At 25.5% G+C, this 19,766-nt stretch carries 19 protein-coding genes, 2 riboswitches and 1 other annotated feature; of the genes, 5 read left to right on the forward strand and 14 right to left on the reverse strand.

What is annotated here, in order from left to right; translation table 11 throughout:
• Positions 1-8: 8 nt before the first annotated feature.
• The 5 genes from mutS to IR152_RS18035 form a co-directional block, all read right to left on the reverse strand.
• Complete coding sequence (gene mutS, locus IR152_RS18015; protein WP_227453231.1) at positions 9-2,852, reverse strand: DNA mismatch repair protein MutS; 2,844 nt, start codon at positions 2,850-2,852, stop codon at positions 9-11.
• Positions 2,853-3,015: 163 nt separating this feature from the next.
• Complete coding sequence (locus IR152_RS18020; RefSeq protein ID WP_227453232.1) at positions 3,016-3,750, reverse strand: ABC transporter ATP-binding protein; 735 nt, start codon at positions 3,748-3,750, stop codon at positions 3,016-3,018.
• Positions 3,719-4,732, reverse strand: a complete 1,014-nt coding sequence (locus tag IR152_RS18025) for an ABC transporter substrate-binding protein (protein ID WP_227453233.1) — start codon at positions 4,730-4,732, stop codon at positions 3,719-3,721. The genes IR152_RS18020 and IR152_RS18025 overlap by 32 nt, the downstream gene beginning before the upstream one ends.
• A gap of 21 nt (positions 4,733-4,753) precedes the next feature.
• Positions 4,754-5,524, reverse strand: coding sequence for an ABC transporter permease (locus IR152_RS18030; protein ID WP_227453234.1), 771 nt, complete (start codon positions 5,522-5,524; stop codon positions 4,754-4,756).
• Positions 5,499-5,789 (reverse strand): MTH1187 family thiamine-binding protein, encoded by a 291-nt coding sequence (locus tag IR152_RS18035; protein ID WP_227453235.1) that lies wholly within the window; start codon positions 5,787-5,789, stop codon positions 5,499-5,501. Before IR152_RS18035 ends, IR152_RS18030 begins: the two co-directional genes overlap by 26 nt.
• Before the next feature lie 129 nt (positions 5,790-5,918).
• Positions 5,919-6,019, reverse strand: a riboswitch (TPP riboswitch).
• Between the two features lie 459 nt (positions 6,020-6,478).
• Positions 6,479-6,568, forward strand: a riboswitch (cyclic di-GMP riboswitch).
• Positions 6,569-6,620: 52 nt separating this feature from the next.
• On the opposite strand from IR152_RS18035, the gene IR152_RS18040 reads away from it, so the two are divergent.
• The 3 genes from IR152_RS18040 to IR152_RS18050 all read left to right on the forward strand — a co-directional run bounded on the left by IR152_RS18040 (position 6,621) and on the right by IR152_RS18050 (position 8,538).
• Positions 6,621-6,797 (forward strand): hypothetical protein, encoded by a 177-nt coding sequence (locus IR152_RS18040; RefSeq protein WP_227453236.1) that lies wholly within the window; start codon positions 6,621-6,623, stop codon positions 6,795-6,797.
• Between the two features lie 476 nt (positions 6,798-7,273).
• On the forward strand, positions 7,274-7,885 hold the full coding sequence (locus IR152_RS18045) for an NUDIX hydrolase (RefSeq protein WP_227453237.1): 612 nt from the start codon (positions 7,274-7,276) through the stop codon (positions 7,883-7,885).
• Positions 7,886-8,199: 314 nt separating this feature from the next.
• The gene (locus tag IR152_RS18050) at positions 8,200-8,538 is read left to right on the forward strand and encodes a DUF3784 domain-containing protein (RefSeq protein WP_227453238.1); all 339 of its coding nucleotides are present in this window, start codon (positions 8,200-8,202) and stop codon (positions 8,536-8,538) included.
• A gap of 282 nt (positions 8,539-8,820) precedes the next feature.
• Here the strand turns inward: IR152_RS18050 and miaB are convergent, their stop codons facing one another.
• From miaB to IR152_RS18070, 3 genes are all read right to left on the reverse strand, one after another.
• Entirely contained in the window at positions 8,821-10,257 is a 1,437-nt protein-coding gene (miaB, locus tag IR152_RS18055) for a tRNA (N6-isopentenyl adenosine(37)-C2)-methylthiotransferase MiaB (protein WP_227453239.1), read from the reverse strand.
• 630 nt (positions 10,258-10,887) lie between these two features.
• On the reverse strand, positions 10,888-11,439 hold the full coding sequence (locus IR152_RS18065) for a tryptophan transporter (protein ID WP_227453240.1): 552 nt from the start codon (positions 11,437-11,439) through the stop codon (positions 10,888-10,890).
• 149 nt (positions 11,440-11,588) lie between these two features.
• Positions 11,589-11,852, reverse strand: a binding site (T-box leader).
• Positions 11,853-12,146: 294 nt separating this feature from the next.
• A complete protein-coding gene (locus tag IR152_RS18070; RefSeq protein WP_227453241.1) occupies positions 12,147-12,545 on the reverse strand; it encodes a hypothetical protein in 399 nt (132 codons plus the stop codon).
• A gap of 333 nt (positions 12,546-12,878) precedes the next feature.
• Here IR152_RS18070 and IR152_RS18075 point away from each other — a divergent pair, with 333 nt between their 5' ends.
• Positions 12,879-13,067, forward strand: a complete 189-nt coding sequence (locus tag IR152_RS18075) for a hypothetical protein (RefSeq protein ID WP_227453242.1) — start codon at positions 12,879-12,881, stop codon at positions 13,065-13,067.
• 31 nt (positions 13,068-13,098) lie between these two features.
• On the forward strand, positions 13,099-13,944 hold the full coding sequence (locus tag IR152_RS18080; RefSeq protein WP_227453243.1) for an NTF2-like N-terminal transpeptidase domain-containing protein: 846 nt from the start codon (positions 13,099-13,101) through the stop codon (positions 13,942-13,944).
• 409 nt (positions 13,945-14,353) lie between these two features.
• Here IR152_RS18080 and IR152_RS18085 read toward each other — a convergent pair whose 3' ends face one another.
• The 6 genes from IR152_RS18085 to IR152_RS18105 all read right to left on the reverse strand — a co-directional run bounded on the left by IR152_RS18085 (position 14,354) and on the right by IR152_RS18105 (position 18,832).
• Positions 14,354-14,518 carry a hypothetical protein gene (locus tag IR152_RS18085; protein WP_227453244.1) on the reverse strand — a complete coding sequence of 55 codons (165 nt, stop codon included), beginning with the start codon at positions 14,516-14,518 and terminating at the stop codon, positions 14,354-14,356.
• A gap of 252 nt (positions 14,519-14,770) precedes the next feature.
• Positions 14,771-15,412 carry an SdpI family protein gene (locus IR152_RS18090; RefSeq protein ID WP_227453245.1) on the reverse strand — a complete coding sequence of 214 codons (642 nt, stop codon included), beginning with the start codon at positions 15,410-15,412 and terminating at the stop codon, positions 14,771-14,773.
• Positions 15,393-15,686: an autorepressor SdpR family transcription factor gene (locus tag IR152_RS18095; protein ID WP_227453246.1), complete on the reverse strand. Its 294-nt coding sequence runs from the start codon at positions 15,684-15,686 to the stop codon at positions 15,393-15,395. Before IR152_RS18095 ends, IR152_RS18090 begins: the two co-directional genes overlap by 20 nt.
• A 338-nt stretch (positions 15,687-16,024) precedes the next feature.
• Positions 16,025-16,159 (reverse strand): hypothetical protein, encoded by a 135-nt coding sequence (locus IR152_RS20140; RefSeq protein WP_255612186.1) that lies wholly within the window; start codon positions 16,157-16,159, stop codon positions 16,025-16,027.
• Between the two features lie 204 nt (positions 16,160-16,363).
• A complete protein-coding gene (locus IR152_RS18100) occupies positions 16,364-17,116 on the reverse strand; it encodes a TSUP family transporter (protein WP_227453247.1) in 753 nt (250 codons plus the stop codon).
• A gap of 60 nt (positions 17,117-17,176) precedes the next feature.
• Positions 17,177-18,832, reverse strand: coding sequence for a PocR ligand-binding domain-containing protein (locus IR152_RS18105; protein WP_227453248.1), 1,656 nt, complete (start codon positions 18,830-18,832; stop codon positions 17,177-17,179).
• Positions 18,833-19,766: the final 934 nt, after the last annotated feature.

Consider the following 19,766-nt stretch of genomic DNA (forward strand, 5'->3'; position numbering starts at 1 on the left):
TTACACCTCTAAGATTTTATTTCTTTTGCTTTTTTCTGAAGATTATAAAGAGAATTTATAGCATCTAATGGAGTCATATTTAAGATATCCAGATTTAGAATCTCTTCTGCTAGTATATCTCTATTTACACTATCAAAAGAGATTTGAGTTAAGGCTACTTCTTTTACAGAATCTTCTTGATTAATTTTCTCTTTATCATCATTTTGCTTCATTAAAGCAACTTCATCATTTAATGCTTTAAATTTAGAATTTAATTTATCATAATCCTTTTTTATATGTTTGTAGTCTTTTACTATAAGTTCATGTTCTATTTTTAGAGATTCATATTTATTCTTAAAATTACTTTGATTTACCTTAACTAATTCTTCGTCCAAATTACTATTAATTATATTATTGTTTTCTTTATCTCCATTTATTGCAACACTGTTGTAAACATGATTTTTTTCCAAGTCTTTAAGTATATATTTTGCTCTTTCTATGACTTCGTCTGGTAATTTAGCTAATTTAGCAACATATATTCCATAACTCTTGTCTGCTCCTTGAGGAATTATTTTTCTTAAAAATATTATTCCTTCCCCATCTTCTTTGACTGCTATTGAATAATTTTTAACCTCTTTAAACTCTTCTTCTAAATCAGTAAGTTCATGATAATGTGTTGCAAATAATGTCTTACATCTAATATTTTTTTGAATATATTCCACTATTGACCATGCTAAACTTATCCCATCATAGGTACTAGTTCCACGACCTATTTCATCTAATATAACTAAACTCCTCTCTGTTGCATTTTTTAATATAAGGGATACTTCGTTCATCTCTACCATAAAAGTAGATTGACCTTGAGATAAATCGTCACTAGCCCCAACTCTTGTAAATATTCTGTCTAATATTGGAATATCAGCGTACTCTGCTGGTACAAATGAACCTATATGCGCCATAAGCGCTATTATAGCAGTTTGTCTCATATATGTTGATTTACCAGACATATTAGGACCAGTTATTATGTTAATAATATTTTCTCCACTATTTAGATACGTGTCGTTTGGAACGAAATTTTCCTCACCCACTATATTTTCGACAACAGGATGTCTACCATTTCTTATATCAAGCTTATTATTTTCATTTATTGCTGGTTTTACATAGTTATTTATGTGTGCAACTGTTGCAAGAGATACAAAAACATCTATATTAGCTATAGTCTTAGCTACTTTTTGTATTCTGTCTATGTTTTTGTATATAGTATCTCTTATCTCTACAAATATATCGTATTCTAAAGATTTAATTTTTTCCTCAGCATGTAATATCTTTTCTTCTATTTCCTTTAGTTCTGGAGTTATATATCTTTCTGCATTACTAAGTGTTTGCTTTCTTATATATGTTTCATCTAGCTTTGCCTGTTTAAAGTTGGCTTTTGTTATTTCTATATAATATCCAAACACTTTGTTAAATCCTATTTTTAATGATTTAACTCCTGTTTTTTCTCTTTCCCTGTTTTCTATTTCTTTTACAAGAAACGCTCCGTTCTTAGAAATCTCTCTCAATTCCTTAAGTTCATCACTAAACTCTGATTTAATTATATTTCCATCTTTTATGGTTATTGTAGGTTCTTCTAGGATAGCTTCATCTATTAAATTGTATATATCATCCAACTTATCCATTTCTGAAACATACTCTTTTAGGATTTTTGCATTTGATAAATCTATTGTGTCTTTTAAATTAGGTAACTTTTCTACTGAATTTTTTAAGTGAATTAACTCTTTTGGTGTTACTCTTTCAAACGCTATCTTTCCACATATTCTTTCTATATCGTATATATTTTTAAGTATATCGTTTAAGTCTTCTCTCAATATAAAGTCATCTTTTATTTCTTCTATTACATCCAATCTATTTTCAATTTTAGATTTGTTTATCAAAGGTTCTTCTACATATTTTCTTAAAAGTCTACCTCCCATTGCTGTAGAAGTTTTATCAAGTACATGCAATAATGAACCTTTTTTCTTATTACCTCTTATAGTTTGAGTAAGTTCTAAATTAGTCCTAGTAAACATATCTAAAACCATATATTCTGATGAATTGTATATATTTATATTATTAATGTTAGATGTTATTTGTTTTTGAGTATTGTATATATAATTCAGAAGAATTGATAAGCTTGACTTTATGAGACCTTTGTCATCAAACTTTAGTTTTTGCAGGTAAACATCCGGAAAATATTCTCTTAATATGTTTATATCCAAATAGTTATCGCTAAAACTTTCATTTATGTATATATTACTTACAGTAGCTATATCTCTAAGCTTTTCTATAAAGTCTAAATCATTTATAATTATTTCTGTTGGATGGATTTTTGCAATTTCTTCAATGACTTTATCTTCATTTAAACATGTTGCATTAGTTTCTCCCGTACTTATGTCAACATAAGTTAGACCTATATTAGTACCATCCTTATATAAAGATAACAAATAATTGTTCTTTTTATTTTCAAGTAAATTTCCATCTAAAACTGTTCCAGGAGTGATGACTCTTATAACCTCTCTTCTAACAATTCCTTTTGCTGTAGATGGGTCTTCCATTTGTTCACCTATTGCCACTTTATATCCATTTTCAACTAATTTTGATATATATGAATTGGCTGAATGGAAAGGAACACCACACATAGGAGCACGTTCTTCTAAACCACAAGCTTTTCCTGTCAATGCTATTTCAAGAGCTTTTGAAGCTACTAATGCATCTTCAAAAAACATTTCATAAAAATCTCCTAGTCTAAAAAACAGTATACAGTCTTTATATCTATTTTTTACTTCAAGATACTGTTTCATCATAGGAGTTAATTTATTCATATCTATTTGCATTATCAAACCTCCTTCTTTTCTAATTAAATATTATATCATAGTAGGTGATTATTATTAACATAATATATAAAATTTTGACGTATAACTAAAAACAATCCAAAATGTATACTCGCATTTTGGATTGCTAGGTTTAATACTTATTAAATAAAAATATATATTATTTTTACAATAAAGATATTATTTCTTTTTTAAGTTTAATGATATTTTCAAGGTTATCTTCATTTAAATTTCTACTATCTATAATAAATTCTTTTTTTACCATTGATGGTTTTTTTGAAATAACATAAATTCTGTTTGATAGCATTATAGCTTCATCAATATCATGAGTTATAAGAAGTATCGTTGAATTTACTTTTTTCTTAACGTCTAAAAGCCATTTTTGCATAGATGTTTTAGTTAATGAATCAAGTGCGCCAAAAGGTTCATCTAAAAGCATTATGTCATTAGAGTTTACAAAAGTTCTCAAGAAATTAGCTCTCTGTTTCATTCCTCCAGAAAGTTCTGAGGGATATTTATCTTCATATCCATTTAGTCCAAACACTTCAAAATAAGGTTTTACCAACTCCCTTGCTTTACTCTTTTTTTCTTTTTTTAAAACTAGTGGTAATGACACATTATCTATTATAGTTTTATACGGCAAGAGTAAATCTTTTTGATACATATAGCTATATTTACCATTTACATCCACCTTGCCACTATTATAATCTGTAAGTTTAGTTATAATATTAAAGATAGTACTTTTTCCACATCCACTTGGTCCTAATATAGAAACAAATTCACCTTCATAAACTTCAATACTTATATCTTTTAAAACTTTAATATCTTTATAGACTTTTGATACATTTTCTATAGATATTTTTACTTTTTTATTGTGGTAAGAATTCATTTGTGTAAGCATCACTTGCCTTCATATCCTTATCTATTAATTTATATTCTTTTAAGAATGATGTATAGTTATTCCATACACTATCTTTCATTTCTCCCCATCGTGGTGAATCATCTTTGTACTTGCTTGCTAAATATTCTTGACTCTTTAATGCTAGTTTTTCATCTACTTCTGGTGCATGTTTTACTAAAATTTTTACTGCTTCTTCTGGATTTTTTATTGCATATTCATAACCTTTTGTTGTAGCTTTTAAAAACTTTTTAGCAAGCTCTGGATTATCCTTAAGCACAGTTTCATTAGAAATTATAAGAGGTGTATAATAATCTAATCTCTCATCTAAATCTTTTACTGGTATAAAGTTTAAGTCATATCCAATTAAATCAGCCTTAACTGCATCCCAGCCTTCGAATATCCATGCAAAATCTACAGTTTTCATAGCTGCAAAGAAATCATCTTGACCAGTATTGACTATTTTTAACTTATTAAAATCAGCTCCATTTTTCTTCATAACTGCTTTAAAAACAGCTTCTTCTGATGGAGAACCCCAACCACCATAAGTTTTTCCTTCAAAATCCTTAGCTGTAGTGATATTTTTTTCTTTTGGTGATGCAAATCCAGAAGTATTATGCTGTATAACAGTTGCTACAGCTTTTATTGGAAGAGGGTCTTCACTAGTCTTTGCATAAGTAACTTGTTCTTGATAGCTTATACCAAAGTCAGCTTTCCCTGTTGCTACTAAAGTCTCAGCTCCACTTTCGGGTGGTTGTACTATTTCAACATCTAGACCTTCTTCTTTGTAATAACCTTTATCAAGTGCTACAAATAATCCAGTATGGTTTGTATTTGGTGTCCAATCAAGTACCATAGTTACTTTTTTAGAAGAAGTATCTTTATCATTACTTTTGTCTTTATTATTATTTGAAGAACATCCAGTTATTGTTGCCAATGTAAAAGCACTTACTAAACCTAATATTCCTAATTTTTTAAAATTCATAATTGCCTCCCTCAAATACTTTTAATCTGTTAATCTATACCTTATAACAACCTTTTTTACAGCCTGTACAATTCCTACAAATATTAAACTAAATATAACTACTAATATAGTAGATGCAAATACTTTATCAAGTGCATATGCGCTTTTTGACCTAAGCATATAAACGCCAAGACCTTTCGTTCCACCTAGCCATTCTGCAACAGTTGCTGCCATTACAGCATAAGTAGCAGATATTTTAAGCCCAGAAAAAAATTTATCCATTGCCATAGGAAATTTAAGGTGAATGAATGTATTAAATTTATTTGAATTCATAGTCTTAAATAAATTTAAATAATCTTTATCAATATTCTCAATACCATCTACAAAACTTATTAATATAGGAAAAAAACAAGTAAGCATTACCATCAATACTTTTGGCATTGTTCCAAATCCAAACCATATCATAAAAAGTGGTGCTATAATTATTGTAGGTATCATCTGCGTAACCAACATAATAGGATAAAGACATTTTTTTATTATTGATACAAAATCCATCAATATTCCAATTACCAAGGATATTATAATTGCGACTATAAAACCAAGTATTGCTTCTCCTATAGTAACCACAGCATGCATGGATAAATTTTGATAATCTTTAAAAAACACATTAATTATATCTACTGGTGTGGGTAGTATATACTGAGGAACTTCTAAAACTCCTACCATAGATTGCCAAAGAATAAGTATAAACAAAAATGTTGCTATTGGATATATACTATCTTTGACTTTATCTATGATTTCTAAGTTTTTCATCTATAGTCAGACCTCCAGCTTTTTCATCTACTCTAGCTACTGTTATGACTCTTTCACATCCAAGGTTAAAAGGGATTTTATGTACCTTTTTTAATAACTCAAAAACTTCATCAAAATCACCTTCAACAGTAGTGCTCATTGCCCCTATCTCGCATTTAAGACCACTCTTTTCAATTTCAGCAATACAAGCATCTACTACTTTATACATTTCTTCTTCGCCTTTATAAGGTCTTAGTGGCATTACTGCTATGTCTGCGATTATCATTTAAATCACTCCTTTTAAAATAATTAATACCTACTAGGTATATTTTATTATTTATATTAAAATTTTACTACTAAAAACACAATATATCTAAATAAAATAAAAGTCTTATCCAAAATAGGATAAGACTTATTTTTATCTTTACTAGTCTCCCTACACTGGCATTATCCAAACAGGTTCAAAGGGTCGAGATAAAATCTCCTCTCAGCATATTAGCTCCCCAAATATATTATATCTTTTCTACTTGATTATACTACACTTATCATATTTTAACAAATTTTTTATTCATATTAGATATTTTATCCATTTGAAAATATCTAATGCAAAATGACACTTTTTCATGAAAATCTAATTCTATTCATATATACTTCTTGCAAATTATTAAAATTTAATTAAATTTTAATAATTTTCCATAGAGATAAAATTTTATAGTGAATTTTTTCATTTCATTATAACCATACCAAATTTATAGAAGATGAAGATATTTATCTTTGTTAAATTTTACTTTATTAGACTATCTTAACTTAAATTAATAATAAAGGTCTCTTATTCTAATTTATATATAAATTATATAATATAATTATTTTACCTAATTTATTTTTAAGAAATAAAATATTTTTTAAATTTTTAAATTTTTTAATATGTAACTTGAAAAATGAAACGTTTTCCTATATCATTGTAATTGTAGAATAAAACTAAATAGGCAAAACTAGAGAAATTTAGTGACGCAAAGCTATAGGGACTAAGACTTACAAAATGAGTTATGTCAGCCAGTTGCCAAAAAGATATTTTCTTTTTGTTTTTATGAAAGTTTTTTAGGGGGATAAATGATATATGTTTATAGATAAAATGGATAAATGTACACATATACTAACTGCATATATATGCAGTTCATACGATTACTGCAATTTTATAGACACACAATTAAATGATTTTATACTAGAATACGGAGAGAATGTAGTAGAATCTTGTTTGCATCAAGTAATGGTATTGGTAAGCAGATATAATTAAAGAAATTTTATTTTCTAGAAAATCCTTTTTAGTTTTATCTACGTTTTATAATGCATAAATAAACAATTAAAGTAATCTTTATTGTCTACTTTTTATGAAATAAACAGTTTAGTTTATCTCATATACTATTTACACCAATTATACAATTCTAATAATATAGATTCTAATGATTTCCACGTTTAGTAGATGAATATTCAATTCTTGGAGACCTGCTATTGGTACTTTAGAAGAACCTGTTACAGCAAATGCCAATGGACTTTTAGGAACATATCTTGTACAAACGTAATACCTATACCTTACAGAGAACTTATATACAATTAAATTAATTTTTTATCATTTGTTAATATATATTTATCATTATATTATATAATAATATAGATAGTTACTATATCTTAAATTAGATAAATCATAATTATATATATTATTGTTAAAACTCAATTATGCAATTTTTAATAATATTATTTCAGGAGGAAAAAATGATAAACGATATTAAAAATAAGTTCAAAGATTACAAGCCATATATAAACGGATATAAAAATATGAAAAGGGCATCTGTTTTAGTTCCAATAGTAGAGATAAATAACATACATCATATATTATTTGAAGTTCGCTCAAAAAATTTAAAACATCAACCTAACGAGATTTCTTTTCCAGGAGGTAAAATAGAATCAAACGAAACTCCATATGATGCTGCTATCAGAGAAACTTGTGAAGAACTAGGTACTTTTAATGACAATATAGAAATCATATCTAGTCTAGACCTACTTATAACACCTGTAAAATTTATTATACATCCGTATTTAGGATATATAAAAAACATTAATAATTTAAATATAAATAAAGATGAAGTTGACCATACTTTTTTGGTGCCTATAAAATATCTTTTAGAAAATCCTCCAAATACTTATAATAATACTGTAAAAGTTTTTCCTGATGAAAATCTACCTTATGGTTCAATCCCAAACCAAAAAGATTATAAATTTGAAAGTGGAAGTTACCCTATTCTATTCTATAAATATAAAGATTATGTAATATGGGGTATGACAGCAAAAATACTAGAAAACTTTTTAAATTTCTTATCAGAATAATACTTGTAAGTAAACATTCAAATTTTTAAATAACAAGTTTTTAAAATTTTCTAATTTTAAAATGTAATAATTCTAAAAAATACAAGAAATTATGTTTCATATTTTTTTATTTGATTATTGTTCAGTTATTATTACATAATTACCAATACAATTTCAAGGTAAATACTAAGTATTATTATCACACTATAGATAAATTATAGCATAATAATATATCTAATAAAGTTAAGATATGAAATAAATGATTTTAATGTATGTTTATGGTAAAATACAATAAGTTAGTAAACTATAAGTCAAAATATATGGAGGTGCTTATAATGTTTGCAGTAGGATTTATAGTTATATTCGCAATTGCCTTTTTCATTTTAAGTATATTGTTATTTAATGGAAAAGCAAGTATGCTATTAGCAGGTTATAATACTATGAGTGATAAAGATAAAGCTAGATATGATAAGAAAAAATTATGTAGAAGTTCTAGTATTGTTATTTTTATTGTATCTATAATGTTGTTTATTATGGCATTTCTTGGTTATAGAGTAGAAAGTGGACAAATGGATGAAAAAGAAATGTTTCCATTTGCTGTGATATTTATAATCGTTACAATTGCTAGTGTGGTTTTCAATATCTATTACTCTAACAAGAAATGTAAAAAATAATATTTAGTAGGCTATGCAGTTAATTATGAAAGATTAACTGCTTTTTTATGTTTATTCTATAATATATTAGTATATAATAAGGAAATACTAATATATAGTTAGGTAAAACTTGATAAAATAAAAATAGATGTACCATCAATTTACATTTTATATCAAATTTATTTATAATAAAAACTGAAATTAACATAACATATGTAATGTATGTTTTTAAAATTTAATATATTTTGTTTTATAGTACATCTATTTTAATAAGTTTACATAATTTTATTATATTGTACAGTATTAATCATTTATTAATACTCCATTTAATGAAAAAGTTCTAGGTTCAGTAATTCTAACCATAACTAATTTCCCAATTAAATCATCATTTCCTCCTTCGAAATTTACAAGTTTATTTTGTCTAGTTCTACCAGCAAATTTATTCTCATTATTTTTACTTCTTCCTTCAACTAGAACTTCAACTATTCTATTTTTATATCCATTATTTATATCTGCTGAAATCCTATTTACAGCTTCTAACACTCTATTAAATCTCTCATGTTTTATTTCTTCTGGTATTTGATTTTCCATTTTAGCAGCAGGTGTTCCCTGTCTTTTGGAATAAATAAATGTAAAGGCTGAATCATATCTAACTTTTTCAACTACATCTAAAGTATCCAATAAATCTTCTTCTGTTTCTCCTGGAAAACCTATCATTAAATCTGTTGAAAAAGCAATGTCTGGTACTTCTTTTTTAGCCTTTTCTATTATTTCTAAATAATATTCTTTTGTATAATGTCTATTCATTTTTTTCAAAAGACTACTACTTCCACATTGTATTGGTAAGTGTAAAAATTCACATACCTTATCACAATCTCTAATTGCATATATTACTTCATCAGATATATCTTTTGGATGAGATGTCATAAATCTAACTCTTTCAATTCCTTCTATATCATTTACTTTTCTTAGAAGTTCTGCAAATGTAACTGGATTTTCAAGTGTCTTACCATAAGAGTCAACATTTTGTCCAAGTAAAGTTATTTCTTTCGTTCCATTCGCTACAAGTTCTTTTATCTCATCAATTATATCTTCAGGCGTTCTACTTCTTTCTCTACCTCTTGTATATGGAACTATACAGTACGTACAGAAATTATTGCATCCATACATTATATTTACAAACGCTTTTAATTCAAATTTTCTATTACTTCTAAGCCCTTCTATTACCTCTCCATCTACATCCCAAACATCTACTAACATTTTGTCAGAATCCAGTGACTCTGTAAGTAATTGTGGAAATTTATATAGATTATGCGTTCCAAATATAAGGTCTACATGTTTGTATTTTTTTCTTAGTTCTTCTACAACATGTGGCTGTTGCATCATACACCCACATACAGCTATTTTCATATTTGGATTTTTTCCTTTTAAGTGCTTTAATTGTCCTAAGTTCCCATATACTTTTAGCTCTGCATTTTCTCTAACTGCACATGTGTTATATATTATTAAATCACTTTCTTCAACCATCATTGACATTTTGTATCCCATTTCTTCTAGCATTGAACACAATTTTTCTGAATCATGTTCATTCATTTGGCATCCAAAGGTTTGAGTAAACACGAGTTTCCTCTTTCCTGTTCTGTTGAAGTATTCTTCATTTTGTCTGTGTATTTGTTCTATATATTTATCTTGTTCTTGTATTTTCTCTATAGGTATTGTTACTTGTTTTCTTTTGCTCACTTCTATTCCTCCTAACTAATTTCTTATATTACACATAAGCTTAATTATATCAAATAAGAAAAATCTTTTAAAGATATTATTTTTCTACATACGTTTTGATGATAAATTTAATAATTTAAATATAGTATATTTCTAAAAAATAAAAATAGACATTCCTTATCATAACAGTAAAAAAGGTGTTTTAAATTTTAGTTTAAAACACCTTTCTTATATTAGAATAAACAATTTACTCTTGAATATAATAAAATCTATTCATTCTCAATCAAATAACAATTTTTAATATTAAATGTTGTCCTTCTTCAACTGTTATTATATCTACTTCCTGAGAAAGCATCATTAGTAACTATTCCATCTACATCACCTAAGCTATAATTTCTAACTTCATAATATGTATCAGAAGAATTTGAAATTATAGTATACTCTCCAGCAAGGAATTTCTAATCCAATTTTATACATATTACTTCCAAACTTACCATTCTTAGCCATACATACCAGCTTTTATAGTCTTTGTAGTTGGCTTAAAATCATCTTTAACAATCCAGTATTAATGTCTCCAATTCCATTTGTCACATTTAGATATTGCTAAATTATATTCGAATTTATATATCCTATAAAAGTATTATTTCATATTTAAGCTTGATAACTAACTCTTCTTATTGATAAACTAACAATCTTGAATAAAAATATTCCTGCAACTAAATTTATTAAAATAGCTGGTAATACTACTGCTAAAAATAAAGCTGTGAATGAAGCACCTGGAAGACCAACTATAGCCTGAGCTGCTAATAAAAAAATTGTTCCACTTACAAGTGTTCCTACTGGCATTATTATTGAAACTACTATAGTATCTTGTGTCTTCTTAGCTAATCTTTTTATAAAAGGCATTTTATAACTAATGCTCATTAATAAAAATACTATATTTGCTGTAAGAGTTTTATCTATTACATTAGGAATTTGACCTCCTGGGAAACTTGATGTAAGTGCTGTAAATATTCCAGTTACTATGCCTGCTATCAAACAAGTTTTATAATCATCTCTATTTAAAACTAATATTACAAATAACATTGCTAGTGGTATATCTGGTTTCATTGGTAATCCTATAGCTGGTGTAATTTGATGTATCAATAATCCCATCGCTAAAAGTATTGCATTTAAAGTTAGTTTTTTTGTATTTGTTTTCATTTTTGTAGTTCCTCCTGTTTTTTTAATTTTCAATTTGTTTTTTTGCCAATTTACTATATCATCATCTTTAACTTTGGAAATTCATAACATCTTTCTCACCACCCTCTATATTTTAAGTTTTCAATAAAATAAAAAACTCCGTCCTAAACTAATAGGACGGAGATTATCCGCGTTGCCACCTAAATTATATAAAAATTAATATAAAATCAAATTTTTATATATCTCATTATCAGGTACTTACATACCTTATTCGCTGTAACGTGCGACTGACGATAAAGTCTACTCTCAAAACTATGATTTCAATTTACTCCTCTAAGGGCCATTCATCAAATTTTTTCTTGCTAAGATTCCACCATCCTCAGCTCTCTATACTGAACCTAAATTTGACTACTCTTCCTTGTCATAGGATTTAATTTACTCTATTAAATTTTAGCGTTAAAATAATAATATTATTTTTCCTAAAAAATGTCAATATGTTTTTATAAATTTAAAAATATATTTTGTAATCTATTTTTTCTAAAACATAGTAAATTAGATTATGTATTTCTTTTCACATCCAAAATTCTATAAACAATTCCTTATAATAGTCTTTTTTTACTCTAATTCTCCCTCTGTAAGTTCAGTTAATGAATCTTGATGTAATAATCAATATTGTATATAATACAACAAAATCACATAAAGCAACTATATAATTTTTATTATTGTATTTAATAAAATTTTTTCTTTTTTCTTTTAACAAGTATTAGTATAACTAAAACTATAACAATAAACATAACTATTATCGAAAGTACCAATTTTGATAAAATATTGTATCTTCTTATACCTTGTCTTTTGTGTTTATTTAGAATTCCATGTCCATATGTTTTAGTTCTTATAGTTCTTTTTTTTAATTTCACTCTACTTTTACTAGATTTACTACGTTTGTGTCTAGTTTTAGATTTAATAGTTTTAAATCTAGTGTTATTAGATATATAATTCTCTTGTGTTGAAGAAATATATACACTAGAATCAGTAATAACTTCTGCTTCAGCTTGTAATGGATTTATAATGCTGATTATAAGTAAAAAAGATATAACTACTCCAATCATCTTTTTCTTTTCTTTCATATTTTCCTCCATCATAAAAACTTATGTCTAGTTTATTATAATATATTAAATTAAAAATTACAAAAATTTTCAAATCTCTTATATATTTTCTTATCTTTAATATTATTTTTATTCTATAGACTTTATCTTTTATTAAAATTTTTTTAAGTAATACTAAATTATGATACCTAGTACACAAAATACAAATTAAATCTACTTCAACTTCTGCCCATATTCCATCAATAATATATTTTAACTTAACAAGGAGATGAACCTACAGTTTCACTTAACTCCAAGCTAACAAATGAAGTAATTGATATTCTTATAGATGTTAATAAATTAGGAACAACTATTATGCTTGTAACTCATGACACCAAAGTAGCATCAAAAACAGAAAGAGTATTATTTATGTCTGATAGTATGATTGTTGGTGAAATTAAATTAGAAAAATTTAATAGTAATGATTTAAAAGAAAGAGAAAATAAACTGATAAGTTGGTTATTAAAGCTGATGACTTATTCAATATTTGATGCTAAAATATAATTAATAAAATTTAATTATAGGTGATTACATTATGAATATTACTAAAGGCATAACTTTACTCTTAACATTATCAATTGTAATATCTGCAGTGGGATGTTCTCCAAAAGAAAGTGCTAGTGAAGTAGCAAAAAAATATATTGATAGAATGAACTCTGGTGACTATGAAACAGCATATAGTTTATTAAGCAAAGATAGCAAGAAAAAAATTAGTCTGGAGAATCTTGAAGAATTTCAAAATATTTTAATTAAAACAAAAAGAATAATTAGTTATAAAATAGATAAAGAAAAAACTATAGAAACTTATAACTATGATGGAAAAAAGTATAAAAATGTGGTTAAATTAGAAGAAACTTTTGAAATAAAAAATCTTCTTTATAAAAAAGATGATTCTTTAAAGGTAAATAGATACTTTGTAGTTGAAAATAATAAATACAAGCTCTTGTTCTATGAAGATTTCAAAAAAGAATTTGGTATTAATAGTATGGATTTTGCCCAACTTAAACTTGATGATTTTGAACTAAAAACCTTTAAAGAAGTTGAAGTCATACTAAAAAAAGCTATTAGTATTAATCCTACTGACTCAAATCTTTATTATGCACAGGCATGTAATTATATGCGTTTCGATGGATATCCTGATTATTCAGATGCAACATACAATGCTTTAGATTCAATTAATAACTCTTTAAAGTATCTAGATAAAAAGGATTCTGACTATAAAAAAAATGCAAGTAATGTGTATAACTTAAAAGGAGTTATACTCATGTTTCATAAGAGATTTGATGAAGCTCAACAATATTTAAATAAAGCGTTATATTTTAATAAAGATAATGAAGATTCAAAACTTAATCTCAATATACTAAAAAATAATCTAAAATAGCTATTTAATTTTTAACTCTCTAAAGTATTTTTACATATAATTCATTGCTAAATCATAATTTTTGCAAAACTAATTACAATTTTAAATTATAAAGACTTATTGCTATATAACTATTAATCTATAACAATAAGTTTTTTATTTAAATTTAAAAATATAACTGTTAAAACTTAGTTATAAAAATTTAATTTGCTAATCTTAATAATTTTTCAATTATATTATTAATAATGTATTGACTAAATTTACATCACTACATCTCGATATTATCTGCTAAGCACTCTACACTATACATGTAAAGTTATCTAAATAACACGATTTCTATAATACATAACCTAAACATTATAATATGTCTAAAATAATAAAAAAGAAGGCATAAAGAGCTACCTTCAAGCTCAATATGCCTTATAAATATCTAAACTTCATTTTTCACTAATTTTTCTATATCTTTGATAATGTATTCTTTAGATTTTTTTCCAGCTATAGCATCAAAAATTGCAACAGCTTTTTTTTCTCCAAACTTTTCTGCTACATCATTAAAGTCTAAATATCTAACACTTTCTTTTGGTTTACCAAACATATAACACCTCTCATATATTTTTATATATTTATTATAACTTCTATATATTTATTTTTCACCAATAAACGTTAGACAAATTAGTGCCTTTATTTTTTTAATCTGATTTTACTTTCAAAATTCTTAACAAAAACAGTTTATTCTACTCTATAAATAAACTCAGAGCTAAAATAAGTGTATTAATAAATTTCTTTATATATTTTAGCTCTGAAATGCATTCTATTTATCCAAATATTATGATAGTAATTGATTGTCTTAGTTATTTCTAATTGAAATTCTATATAACAAATAAGAATATATAAATGGTAGTATTACAATTACAAAAATTACAAAAATATTATAAAAAGGTATGCTAATAAAAGCATTAATAATCAATAATATCCCACCAATAATCCAAATCCATCCAGCTAAACGATGTGTCTTATTCCAATTTTCTTCATCATTAAGAGCCCATGGTGAAATTATTCCCATAGAATAATTTCTCTTACATTTAGGAAGATAATTTCCAAATAAAATAACTAATATGCCTAAAACCAACCCTGTATAAAAATTAAAATCCAAACTAATTCCTGTTGAATACAAAACCATCATTATTTGTAAAATGACTGAAAGTATAGCAACTCCCCATTTTGATAAATGTTGCATAACGTTTGAAAAACTAGCTTTTTTAGGTTCATTTTCAAGTCTAAACCATGTATATAAATGGACACATAGCATTAAAAATGGTACACCAAAAGCTGCTATAACCTTTGGAGCATAATTATTTGGATTTCCATAATTATCAAAATGAATTGCAACTTCATTTGGTAATCTATTATAAAAATAGATTGATATAATAAATGGTATAAAACATATTAAAGTAGATAAAATAAATTGTTTATTTATCGCTTTTTTCATTATCTTTTTCTCCCTTCTCCATAAATTGTGAAAACCAAAGCATAACCTCTTCGAAAACTGAAATGTTTATTTCATAGAAAATAAAGTTTTTATACTTTGTCTCAAATATGAGTCCTGCTTTTTTTAGTTGAGATAGATGATAAGAAATTGTAGCATTTGTCATATTAAATTTTTCACTAATTTCTCCTGCTGACTTTTTATTCTCCCTCAGCATAACCAATATTTCTCTTCTTATAGGGTCTGAAAGAGCTTTGAATGTTTCTGGAAACCCCAACACCATCACCTCTCTATTTAGAATTTCATCTAAATAGAATATAACATAATTCTAATTTTATTTCAATAGCTATTTAGAAAAATTTCTAAATAGCTATTGAAAATTTTCATATGAGTATTTCCAATTTACTTAAGTTGATTTTATTCAATTCTTATTTTATCTAAATTTTTTAATTTAACAAAAGTTGGTGTCTCAAGATAAGCCTCTTTTCATTGGTGAAATGATAAAAATATATTTGATTTCATACAAAAAAGAATGACTCATGAACTAAAAAGTTCATTTTGAGACACTCTCTTTTATTTTGTATTTTTCCTATATTTAAAATATCACGCATATCATTATGCAACATATTCATATTTTTCTTTATATTCTCTTATCGCATCATTCCAAGCATCTTGTACTGTTACACCTCTTTTATTAGCAATTTTTTGTGCCAGCTCAATTATCTTCATAGCTCTTCTTGATATGTTCATAAACATTCCTCCCACAAATTATTATATATTTAATATACATAAATCAAAGTTATATATATATAATTCTTCTATTATAATATTACAATTTATATGTGTATTATATATGAACTACATTAGAAGATAACTAGAATTTTTATAAAACTATATAATTAGGTTAAGTCTAAAAGTTCTACAATTGATTATAAAAATTAAAAGCTCAATAAACTAAAGTAATGTTTGATATACCAATTTTATGACCATAAACAATGCCATTATTAAAAATATTGGTTTTATCATCTTTGAACCTTTCTTTATAGCAACTTTAGCACCTATATAAGCGCCTATTATCATTACTAATGCAAACACTATAGCAATCTTATAATCTACTTGACCATTTATCATGAATAATAACAATGAAGTTATATTACTTGTTAAGTTTAATATTTTTGTATTTGCAGAAGCATGTAAAAAATCATATCCATATATTTTTATAAATCCAAAAGTTAAAAAAGTACCTGTACCTGGACCAAAAAAACCATCATAAAAACCCATTACAAGAGCCATAAGCATTCCTAATCTTAAATTTTTCTTATTAATAGCTTCGAAATTATCTTCTTGCCCTAAATTTTTAGAAACAAAGGTGTAAATAGCCACTATTAAAATCATTACTACAACTAAAACATTTAATATATCTTCACTTATTGATAGCACACATCTTACACCTAAAATACTACCAATAATAGTAAATGGTACTAATTTTTTTAAAAGGTCATTATTTATTTTTCCAGACTTTGTGTATCTATAAGCACTACTTATACACCCTGCTGATGCTGCAAATTTATTTGTACCAATAGCAAGATGCACTGGCACTCCAATTGCCATAAGAACAGGCATGCTTATAAGTCCTCCCCCTCCTGCTATAGAATCTACAAAAGCAGCTAAAAATCCCCCTATACATAAAAAAATAATTGCAAACATAAAATTCCTCCATCACTCTCTTCCAATTTTTCTTACAATGTATATCTTATATAATCTTATTTAAGGTTTATTATCTAGGATATTCTTTCTATATTTATTTGGAGTTATATTATTAAACTTCTTAAATATTTGTGAAAAATAACTACTATTATTAAAACCTACTTTCTTACAAATATCACTAATACTCACGCTTCTATCTAACAGATATTTTTTAGATTCTTCTATCCTAAGAAGATTTATATACTCAGTTATTGAAACTTTATTTTTTTCATTAAAAATAGAACTCAAGTAATTTGGGCTTATAAAAAAGACCTCTGATATACTATTCAAATTTATATTTTCTTTATAATATTTTTGTATATATTCGTTTATATTTTCAATCAGATTTCCCTTATCTTTTCTCCAAAATGCTCTATTCTTATCAATGCATTCCTTGGAAAATTCAAATAACACATCCCATAAATCTTCATCACTGTTTACAAGTGATATTTTTTTATTGTATTTATTTCTTAAATAAGATATAAGTTTTAAATCTCCTAAATCTCTAAGTGCTGTTCTAGACAATACAAATATCATTTCCTGAATAATACCTCTAACATCATTATATATTAATTTCTTTGTATCTATTAGATTATAAACACCTTCTAAGTTCATATTTTTAATTTCTTTTTCAATATAAAGTTCTAATTCAAAAGGATATTCTTTTAAAGTATTATTGAACATATATATCGGATTAATAATGTACTCTTCTTCTAATAATCTACTATTTGCTTTTTTAAGTGCTTCTTCAAGCCTTATATTTTCTTTTCTATTCTTCAATATTTCCTCATCTTTTATACTAAGTTGATTTTCAAAGAAATTTCTCCTAGCTATTTCCTGAATAAATTCAGACATCATTAATAAATTTTCTTTTAATACATATAATCTACTTTTAGGATTTAATGGAAATTCATTGTAAATTTTGTTTATGTATTTTATGTCAATCTCTGAACTACTTGATAATTCAGATAAATTTTTATCTATATCAATAGACTTATATACTATAAAATTACCACATTCTATATATCCAACTATATTTTCTTCTAATACTATAGGTATCTCTAAACTGGAAACACCATACTCACAATGATACACTTTTGCAAAGTTATCATTATTTATGCTTTTAACAAGCTTTTTAGTGCACATTTTTATACCTTTACAAATATCGCAAAATTTGTTTTCTTTCTTAGTCTCAAATATTTTTTTGTGTTTTGAATCATATACAGATATTCTAAGATTCAATATATTAGATATTTGATTTGCAAGATTTTCAATTATATTTACATTAATTAACTCTTGTATAGTGTTTTCAGAAAATATGATAGGTATTTGTCTCAAGCTTGAAAATTTATGAGGAACATAAGTGATTAATATTACTAAATCGATTTTACCAGTGTTTATAATTTCATGTTCTGAACATGGTGGACAATAAACTATAGATGTCTCCCTTATATTGACCTTTTTGCCATCAACTATTTGTATTCCTTCTCCCTGAATTACATATAAAAGTTGTTCTTCACTTAAATGAAAATGCTTTTCTTGACAGTTCCCTGGAAAAAATCTTACAATCCCAGCACTAAGTCTATTAAATTGTGTTTTTGATGGTTCGTGTATCCATGTAACCTCTCCCCAATCAAATCGTTGTACCTCATTATCTGACTCACTAAAATACTCCATAAGCTCACCTCTTAGTTTTTGTCTAAATATTTTTTCTTTATTATGTTAAAATAATATCATCACCATCAATTTTCATTACAATAAGACAGTATTCTTTTAATACTCCTACAACTATAATTGTACTTGATTTACTACAGTTTAGCTTTTTGATACATCAATAGACTTTACAATTCCTTTTTTATTCTGTAAAATCAGTACTTTCTCCAAATAATTATATTTATAAAAGAAAACATTTTTACTACTTACATTAATATATCTTATAATAATTTTCATTAAATCAAATAACATATGGAGAAATATTTGTTATTTTTGATGCATCAGTTATGGAATATTTCATATTTTTACCTCCCTAAAATTTTATATGAATAAGAACATTATAAAAATACTTTATATAATAGTCAATAAAAAGTATTGACTTCAAGTTAGGTTGAAGTTGTATTATTTGAAGTGGAAAAAGGAAAGAATGATATAAGTAAAAAAATAGATACTGGGATATTTCTAATTATTTTTGGAAACCATATATATTATAGTAAGTTTTTGGGATATGATTTTTAAAAATTATATTCTATTATCTAAGAATATAGATTCTATATCAAATAGATGGATTAAGAAACTTGAGTCTACAAAATAATATACTTAAAACAAATGGTAGTTTACCAATATAATGAAATTAGTCCTGTTTTAAGAATTCATTTCTTTATTCAGCTTTTTTACTTTTATTCCATCTTTTTCGTTACTTAGCTTTATAAACTCCAATATATTCATAAATATATTCCCAATTACTCACCTTTTCATCCAATTTTTCTTTAGATTTACTTACTTTTATAAGCCAAAAATATTTATATTAAAGTATAGTAGGGCCTAATATATTAAAATATTTTTTCAAAAAAAGTAAATCTATCCCATATTATTCAAATAAAGAAAAAATAAGCTA

Source organism: Clostridioides sp. ES-S-0108-01 (assembly GCF_020662285.1).
GTDB lineage: Bacteria > Bacillota > Clostridia > Peptostreptococcales > Peptostreptococcaceae > Clostridioides.

Coding starts and splice junctions, on each gene's coding strand:
- mutS (WP_227453231.1), bottom strand. CDS start 2,852: ATGCAAATAGATATGAATAAATTAACTCCTATGATGAAACAGTATCTT.
- IR152_RS18020 (WP_227453232.1), bottom strand. CDS start 3,750: ATGCTTACACAAATGAATTCTTACCACAATAAAAAAGTAAAAATATCT.
- IR152_RS18025 (WP_227453233.1), bottom strand. CDS start 4,732: ATGAATTTTAAAAAATTAGGAATATTAGGTTTAGTAAGTGCTTTTACA.
- IR152_RS18030 (WP_227453234.1), bottom strand. CDS start 5,524: ATGAAAAACTTAGAAATCATAGATAAAGTCAAAGATAGTATATATCCA.
- IR152_RS18035 (WP_227453235.1), bottom strand. CDS start 5,789: ATGATAATCGCAGACATAGCAGTAATGCCACTAAGACCTTATAAAGGC.
- IR152_RS18040 (WP_227453236.1), top strand. CDS start 6,621: ATGTTTATAGATAAAATGGATAAATGTACACATATACTAACTGCATAT.
- IR152_RS18045 (WP_227453237.1), top strand. CDS start 7,274: ATGATAAACGATATTAAAAATAAGTTCAAAGATTACAAGCCATATATA.
- IR152_RS18050 (WP_227453238.1), top strand. CDS start 8,200: ATGTTTGCAGTAGGATTTATAGTTATATTCGCAATTGCCTTTTTCATT.
- IR152_RS18065 (WP_227453240.1), bottom strand. CDS start 11,439: ATGAAAACAAATACAAAAAAACTAACTTTAAATGCAATACTTTTAGCG.
- IR152_RS18070 (WP_227453241.1), bottom strand. CDS start 12,545: ATGAAAGAAAAGAAAAAGATGATTGGAGTAGTTATATCTTTTTTACTT.
- IR152_RS18075 (WP_227453242.1), top strand. CDS start 12,879: ATGCTTGTAACTCATGACACCAAAGTAGCATCAAAAACAGAAAGAGTA.
- IR152_RS18080 (WP_227453243.1), top strand. CDS start 13,099: ATGAATATTACTAAAGGCATAACTTTACTCTTAACATTATCAATTGTA.
- IR152_RS18085 (WP_227453244.1), bottom strand. CDS start 14,518: ATGTTTGGTAAACCAAAAGAAAGTGTTAGATATTTAGACTTTAATGAT.
- IR152_RS18090 (WP_227453245.1), bottom strand. CDS start 15,412: ATGAAAAAAGCGATAAATAAACAATTTATTTTATCTACTTTAATATGT.
- IR152_RS20140 (WP_255612186.1), bottom strand. CDS start 16,159: ATGAACATATCAAGAAGAGCTATGAAGATAATTGAGCTGGCACAAAAA.
- IR152_RS18100 (WP_227453247.1), bottom strand. CDS start 17,116: ATGTTTGCAATTATTTTTTTATGTATAGGGGGATTTTTAGCTGCTTTT.
- IR152_RS18105 (WP_227453248.1), bottom strand. CDS start 18,832: ATGGAGTATTTTAGTGAGTCAGATAATGAGGTACAACGATTTGATTGG.